This is a genomic window from Pseudomonas sp. NBRC 111123, assembly GCF_001320205.1.
Lineage (GTDB): Bacteria > Pseudomonadota > Gammaproteobacteria > Pseudomonadales > Pseudomonadaceae > Aquipseudomonas > Aquipseudomonas putida_J.
The window spans coordinates 1-577 of record NZ_BCAZ01000108.1; the positions used below are offsets into that span (position 1 = coordinate 1).

Annotated in this window: 1 protein-coding gene; it reads right to left on the reverse strand. The window is 66.7% G+C overall.

What is annotated here, in order from left to right; genetic code table 11:
* Positions 1–577: Ig-like domain-containing protein (locus APH27_RS26695; RefSeq protein WP_177331725.1), on the reverse strand; the 577-nt coding region annotated here is incomplete at both ends.

Sequence of the window (577 nt, forward strand, 5' to 3'; positions counted from 1 at the left end):
TCGAGGATGCCGGTGCCGCTGTTGGCCAGGTCCAGGCGCAGGCTGCCGAGGCCGCTCAGGCCGCCGACCACGACGGTGTAGGTATGCCCATCGAGCGCAGTGACGCTGCTGATGCTACCGGCGGCGCTGCCTCCGAAGACCAGGTTGAAGTCACTGGCGTCCACACCGCTGACCTCTTCGCTGAAGGTCACGGTGAAACGGACCGAGTCGCCGCTGCTCGGGCTGGCATCGACGCGCACGATGCTGCTGGCACCTGGCGCGGTGGTGTCTACCAGAACTCCGGCGGTGCTGCCCATGCCGTTCAATGCCAGGTTCAGGTCGTTGCCGGCCAGGTCGGTGAGCGCTTCCCCGCGCAGGTCGATGCTGTTGACGGCGATGCCGTTGCTGTCGTTGTCGCCCGCCTGGACCACGTACTGGAACACCAGCACGGAGCTGCCACTGCCGGACACGTAAGTGGCGTAACGGGTCACCCCGCCCACATCCAGCACCAGCCTTGGCGCCAGTGCGCCAGTCTGCAGCGCTTCGCTGCCGTTGACGGTGAAGCTCAGCACATCGCCGGCCTTGTAGCTGCCATCGG